Annotated in this window: 5 protein-coding genes; 2 read left to right on the plus strand and 3 right to left on the minus strand. The window is 43.9% G+C overall.

Annotated features, from left to right (window positions below):
• Positions 1-56 precede the first annotated feature (56 nt).
• Positions 57-566, plus strand: a complete 510-nt coding sequence (locus AC37HE_RS06680) for an SET domain-containing protein (protein WP_500782024.1) — start codon at positions 57-59, stop codon at positions 564-566.
• A gap of 214 nt (positions 567-780) precedes the next feature.
• Complete coding sequence (locus AC37HE_RS06685) at positions 781-1,326, plus strand: hypothetical protein (protein WP_500782025.1); 546 nt, start codon at positions 781-783, stop codon at positions 1,324-1,326.
• A 106-nt stretch (positions 1,327-1,432) separates the two neighbouring features.
• On the opposite strand, the gene AC37HE_RS06690 is transcribed toward AC37HE_RS06685, so the two are convergent.
• The 3 genes from AC37HE_RS06690 to AC37HE_RS06700 all read right to left on the minus strand — a co-directional run.
• Complete coding sequence (locus AC37HE_RS06690; protein WP_500782026.1) at positions 1,433-1,987, minus strand: OsmC family protein; 555 nt, start codon at positions 1,985-1,987, stop codon at positions 1,433-1,435.
• 511 nt (positions 1,988-2,498) lie between these two features.
• On the minus strand, positions 2,499-3,362 hold the full coding sequence (locus AC37HE_RS06695; RefSeq protein ID WP_500782027.1) for a helix-turn-helix domain-containing protein: 864 nt from the start codon (positions 3,360-3,362) through the stop codon (positions 2,499-2,501).
• Between the two features lie 196 nt (positions 3,363-3,558).
• A partial coding sequence (locus tag AC37HE_RS06700; protein ID WP_500782028.1) for an MGH1-like glycoside hydrolase domain-containing protein occupies positions 3,559-5,448 on the minus strand: 1,890 nt, incomplete at its 5' end.

Consider the following 5,448-nt stretch of genomic DNA (forward strand, 5'->3'; position numbering starts at 1 on the left):
ATCCGATCCAGCGAGGTAGATGAGGATCATTGAACCAGACAAAACAAAAAACTAAAATGAATCAATTAAAAACTTATTGCTCACCAAAGACTATTGTGAAGGTGAGTGACAAAGGCGGAAAAGGCTTTTTTGCTAATGAAAAGATCGCTAAAGGAGAGATTGTGGCGATCAAGAACGGCCATATTGTTGGCAAACAAGAAGCGTATCAACTGGATCGGGATCTGGGAGATTTTAGCCTTCAGATTTCGGATGAGTTTTACCTCTGTCCGAAAACGAAGGATGAGATTGAGGATATCGTCATCTTTATCAATCATTCGTGCGATCCCAATATCGGGATGGATGGACAGGTCAATTATGTAGCCATGCGGGATATCAAAGCAGGAGAGGAATTATGCCTGGACTATGCCATGGCAATTGCGGGTGATTATGAATTGCAATGTAACTGTGGAAGTGCGCAATGCCGGGGAATGATTACCGGGGAAGATTGGAAACGTGAAGATTTACAACACAAGTACGACCAGTATTTTTCGTGGTTTATTTACAAGAAAATACACCAGCTGAAATAACCGGACCGCCACTGTTTGTCGGGATTTTCGAAACTGGTCTTTTCTATTTTGCTTATCCGGATCGTATTGTAGGAATACGGTTTTATTAGTGGAACTTGTCATTCAATACAATCTAAACCGATGGATTAACGTATACAGAGTGAGCTTGGTTTTGTGTTGATATCATTTGCTGGAATGCTCTATTTACTTCAAAATAAATTTCTAAGCGTTAAAGATGATGGTAACCAAAATGCTGAATCAAGTATTACGTTTGCTTGTTGTGGTGTTGATAACAAGTTGCGCATCATTTAGTCCGTTACCTGAAGGCTTCAACGGTACAAGTAGTATAAACGGGCTATATAAAAACGATCCGATTCCTGATTCACCGGTACATAAAAAGATTTCGGAATTGATCTATTTCAAAAAAAGTGTCCCTCGAAAAGAGTTTAAAGCTTGTTCCCGCAAAGATAGTTTATATGTAGGCTTTTCATTGACCGAAGAAGACCGACTGCATGCCTGGCTATTAACCAGCGATTCAATAATCGGTGAAAAAGACTTCAAAGTCAAACGAAAAGACGATGGCTGTTATTACACGAGGACGGGTGTTTACATTATTCCGATCTTCCCGTTATTAGTGCTTATTGGATCCGACCGGACACGATTTGCTTTTACAGGAAATTCATTGATACTTGAATATACCATTTCCATGTCTGGAGGAGCATTTGTAATTATTCCCATAAATGACGATAGGGATGAGATCGGTGAATATGAAAGGGAATAAGGTTGGTTGATGCATTATTTAAAAGTCATAAACCATTCGTGTAACCCGAATGGTTTATGTTTGGGCTGTTCGGTGTAAGAACGGCTCTGGTACTGAAATGTGCTGTTTATTGAACTGACACCTGTACATCGGTTGGTTTTACCAGGCTGTTGAAAACCGGCGACTGTTTGGCAAAAGCAAGCAGGCTTTCTTTTTCTTCGTCGCTTACGCCTTCAACGTTAAACTTCACGCGAATCTGGCTGAATTCTTTAGGAACAGTAGGGTCTATGCCCAAAAATCCTTTTACATCCACATCACCTTCAATGGTTGATGAAACAGCAGCTACTTCAATTCCTTTTCCTGCAGCTAACAGCACCATGGCTGTGGTCATGCACGAAAGTAAACCATGCAGCAGCACTTCGCCGGGATTAGCGCCTTTATTGTTTCCCAGCAATACAGGCGGTTCGTCCACATCGTAAACAAAAGGTTTTTCGCGGGAAGTATCTTCCTGGCAGGCGCCGTAGAATCCCTGGATTGCGCTGCGGTTATGGGCTCCGCTAATCCATTTGTTGGTAGCGCGAAATTCGAACTTGGCAATATCAGGATTGCCTTGAATAGCTGTTACGGTGTTCAGAATACCTTCTGTGTTAAATCCGTTGATTGTTGTTACTGTTGCTTCCATTTTGTTGAAATTTTGTGGTGAATAATTAAGTATACCGCAAAGGTAGAGCGAAACAACAGGCAGGTGATAGACCCTGCAGTTCACAAAATTGACAAAAAAGGCCAATAGGTCTTAATTGAGTTCCAAGTTCCAGGTTCCAAGTTCCAAGTTCCAGGTTTCGAGGGATCCGATCTTTTCAAAAGATCGGATCCCTTAGATACCCAAAGGACATGTGTGCACAAGTTCTAAGTTTCTACGGGTACTTAGCATAGGATGCTTAGTACCCTTGCATACAGTTACAATACTCCTTTGCTTACCACAACGCTATTATTGGTCTGAAGGTGAGTTTCCATGATAAGCCGACAACTTTGGATGTTTTTTTATCCAATTGACTCATCCCGGCCTTCCCTTGCCAGGAAAGGAGATCCCGACTTTATCGGGATGGAAGGGTAACCCTGTTTTGAAGAATTCACTTTTATCATTATTGGCGAATCCCCGGAATCAAGATTAAACGATCTACTGATTGGTTTACTCAGGCATTCACGGTACGGTATTGCAGAGGAGTGCAGTTGAATTTTTGTTTGAAGACCCGGATGAAGCTCGAAGGTTCTTCAAATCCACTTTCGAAGGCAACCTGTCCAACAGCCTTGTCGGTACTTAGCAACAGCTGGGCAGCCCGGTCGAGTCGTTTCTGACTGAGCCATTTACCCGGTGAACTACTGAATATAGCGCCAAATGCCCGTTTGAATGAACTTAGACTCATGTTGCAAAGACTGGCAAATTCTTCCAGCTTGAGGTTGTAGGCATAATTTTGTTCCATTACCTGGCGCAACAAGGTGCTTTGGTCCATGTTGAGCGATTGCAGGTAGGCAGCTACTTCCCGGTGAAGCGGGCGGGTGAAAATGTTCAGCAGCAATTCCTCGAACTTATGGATCAGCAAACTTTTGTCGGGCAGCAGTTGGGATTCCAGAAAAGAGCCGAGTGAGTTTACATAGGCTTCCAGGCATTCGTCGAGTTGAATGCGAATTACGGAGTCGGTCTCTGAAAGTTCTCCTTTGCCAACAGTTTTGAGACTCGTAAAGCGGCTCATGAAATTCTTGATAAAATCGTCGGGTATGAACACCATCAGGGCACAGTATTGCTCGTCGAAATATTGGTGAACCAGGTTGGCTCCTTTGCGCACAAACAGGGAATCGCCGGTTTGCACCAGGTAGTCGTGCTGAATGCTTCGCCACATTTTTTTACCGCTGGTTACAAACACAAAATAGTTGGTGTCGGACCAAATTCCTGCTTTTGTTTCTTCGGCCATACACTTGTATTCCACAAAAAGCAGATCGTCGATGATGAGCTTTTTATAGAAACTGGCATTTCTGACAAAGGCATGTAAATCGAGCATAGGCTGGCGATTTAAAGACGTTTATGATCGCATTGAACCGTAATGCGGACTCGTAAGTCTTTTACTGAGAACTACAGAATGGAGTTACATTACCTTTGCTGCTGAAGGATGAAATCCTACGGCAGCAAAGGCTTCATTCGCAGGAGCAATGATTGGTGCTGCTGCGGGCAAAACATTCCTGTACTCCACCCTGAAATCAATCGTCAATCTCGTTCATCTCAATAATCAGGTTGGCTATTAAGGATGTCCAGCCTGTTTGGTGAGATGCTCCCAGTCCTTCACCCGTATCGCCGTTGAAATATTCGTAGAATTGGTGGTAATTGAACGCTCCCTTCTCCTGATTATACACCGGATGATTGGAGAAATAGTGGTAGGTTACACTACCGTTTTTTTCGAATATCCGGAGCAGGCGATTCGTGAGTTCCATGGCAATTTCTTTCAGGTTTAGCTTCTTCCCTGAACCTTTCGGGAATTCGTAAGTCACCGTTGGCCCGTAAAATTTATAGTATTTCTTCAGCGAAATAATAATGAGGTAATTCAAGGGGAACCAGATTGGACCACGCCAGTTGGAGTTTCCGCCAAACATGGGGGATGAGCTTTCGCCCGGCACGTATTCAATGGTATGACGGCCTCCGTTATACTCGAAAGCATAGGGATTTTGTTCGTGGTACTTCGACAGTGACCGGATGCCATAGTCCGATAAGAACTCTGCCTCGTCGAGTAAACGCGAAAGAACCTTTTCCAGCCGGTCGCTACGGATAATGGCAAACAGATATTCTCCATTGTCGTTTTCGACTTCGATATCCGAGATCAGGGAAGCCAGATCAGGTCGCGACTTGATAATCTCTACTGCCCGACGTTTGAAACGACGTAAATTTTGGAAAGCATTATCGTGGATTACCTCTACGGCAAACAAGGGGATAATCCCCACAAGCGAACGTACGCGAAGCTTTTCGGAACGTCCGTCTTCAAGACGAACCACATCGTAGAAGAAGCTGTCTTCATCGTCCCACAGCGGAATTTCTTTATAGCCGATATGATTCATGGCCCAGGCGATATTTAAAAAATGCCGGAAAAATTTTGCTGCTGACTCCTCGTATGCCAGATTCTGTTGTGCCAACTCGAGTGATATTTGCAGCATATTGAGCGAAAACATGCCCATCCAGCTGGTGGCATCAGCTTGCTGCAGATCTTTAATACCATGGGGCATGTTACTTCGGTCGAAAACACCAATATTATCGAGTCCCAGGAAACCGCCTTCAAAAACATCGGTGCCATCTGCGTCTTTGCGGTTCACCCACCAGGTAAAATTGAGCAACAGTTTCTGAAAAGCCTTTTCAAGAAAAGCATAATCACTTTTCCCGGTCTTTTTCTTATCGGTAATATACACTTGCCAGACAGCCATCGCATGTACCGGAGGGTTAACATCTCCAAAGTTCCATTCGTAGGCCGGAATTTGGCCGTTGGGGTGCATGTAATTTTCCTTAAGCATAAGCAATAGCTGACGCTTGGCAAATTCAACATCGACGTAGGCAAATGATGTGCAGTGAAATGCCAAATCCCATGCTGCATACCACGGATATTCCCATTTGTCGGGCATGGATATGATATTGCGATTTGTCAGATGCTGCCAGTTGTGGTTTCGTACAATGTTTCGTACCGGTGGTGTCTTTCCTTGTTCTCCGTTCAACCATTTATATACGTCGAAATAATAATACTGCTTGGTCCAGAGTAAGCCGCCGAGGGCACTTTGGGCCAGAAACTTTTGCTTGTCGCTGGTGTTGGTCAGGATGCTATCGTAGAAAGCCTTGTGTTCGAATTTGCGTTGCGAAAAGGTTTCTTCAAAATCCTCCCAGGGATTGGACAGCTTACGTTTGCTTAACCGGACTACGATTGTTGATGATGAACCTGAGGGGATCGTTTGCGTGTACCATATGGCACATTTCGTACCTGTTTTTTCGGGATTTACCGTCGTTTCCCCTTTTACGATATGGTCATTGATCCCATCTTTTACATAGTCGAAATCGTTTTCCAGATTGTAGATCACCTGGTTGTTGGTTTCGTTCTCGCAAAACAACTGTTCTCC

The sequence above is a fragment of the Mangrovibacterium sp. genome (genome assembly GCF_059905295.1).